The 1,490-nt window shown below is 36.0% G+C and carries 2 protein-coding genes; both read left to right on the top strand.

The annotated features are described in order from the left end of the window. Window positions 1-750, top strand: a 750-nt coding sequence (locus Q0410_RS04045; protein WP_299033086.1) for an alpha/beta hydrolase, incomplete at its 5' end; no start/stop codon positions are given. Window positions 751-833: 83 nt separating this feature from the next. Continuing rightward, a partial coding sequence (locus Q0410_RS04040; RefSeq protein WP_299033083.1) for a type I restriction-modification system subunit M N-terminal domain-containing protein occupies window positions 834-1,490 on the top strand: 657 nt, incomplete at its 3' end.

Here is a 1,490-nt window from a genome sequence, read left to right as displayed (position 1 = left end):
TATGATTTAGAAAAGTTTGAAATTGAAGATAAAAATTTAGATCATAAGATACCTGCGATTTTAGCTAAAAAAGAAGGAAATAAGGACATTGCCGTTTTAGTCCACGGCATGGGTGGAACAAAAGAAACTGTATCCCCAATCATGAAAACCTTTCTAGACCTAGGCTATGATACAATCGCCTACGATCAGAGAAATTCTGGGGAAAATATGGCAGACTACAATACCTCCGGTATTTTAGAATCTAAAGATACAAGGGCAGTTATAGATTATATAAAGGCTAAATACCAAAATGGAAAGCTCATACTTTGGGGAGAGTCTTATGGAGGGCTTACAAGCATAATAGCTGCAGAGAAAGACGAGACAAATATTGATTATCTAATACTAGAAAGTCCAGTTTCTAATGGTTTCGATATGATAGAAAATGTAATGAAAGATATTTCCAAAAAACAAGGAATTCCTCTTGGATACATGATAAAAGCTGGCGACTTATATTCAAAAGCCAAACTCGGCCTAAGTTTTTCTGATATGGACGGAAGTGAATATATGAAAAATATTGAGATACCAGTGTTAATAAGTCATTCTAATGTAGATAAAGTAACCCCTCCATATATGGCAGAAGACTTATATGCGGCAAAAGCCGATGATAAAAAAGAACTAATCACAGTAGAAAATTACAAACACGCATCATTTCCATATAAAGATAGGGAAGTATATAAGAAAATCCTTGAAGAATTCTTAGAAAAATATTAAAGAGCCCGTTAAAGGGTTCTTTTTTTCGGCTTTACTTGGAAAAATGTTATAATAATAAGAAGAACACAAAACAAGGAGAAATAATGTCAACTAGCACTAAGCTTTACCAAAAATTATGGAATTCAGCAGATATTTTGCGTTCCAATATGGATGCATCTGAATACAAGTCCTACCTCTTGGGCTTAATTTTTTATAAATACCTATCAGACAGGGAACTTGCCTATGTTGGTGAGCTTCTTGATATCAATGAAGATAATCTTGAAATCCTCCAAGACGAATACGAGGACTTCTACCAAACGGAAGACGCCAAAGACTTTATAGAAGAAATAGAATTCAAATTTTCCTATGCCATAAGGCCAAGTCTCACCTATACAAACTTGATCAGGGAAATCGACGAAAAAACCTTTGAACTAGATCATTTAGCCCAGGCTTTTAGAGAGATAGAACAATCATCTAAGGCCTTTGAAAATCTCTTTGAAGATATAGACCTATATTCAAAAAGACTAGGCCAATCCCTTGCCAAACAAAATGAAACTATAGCAAAAGTCATGAAGGAACTATCAGACCTTGACCTATCTAAATATTCCGGAGATGTCCTGGGCGATGTCTATGAATACATGATAGGGACCTTCGCCACAGAAAGCGGCAAAAAGGCAGGCGAATTCTACACTCCCCAAGCCGTATCCAAACTCATGGCAAAGATATCCATGGCAGGCAAGGAAGACATCAAGGGCTTTACT

This window comes from uncultured Anaerococcus sp. (genome assembly GCF_937934665.1).
Classification (GTDB): Bacteria; Bacillota; Clostridia; order Tissierellales; family Peptoniphilaceae; genus Anaerococcus.
This window is presented reverse-complemented; position numbering and strand designations above follow the sequence as displayed.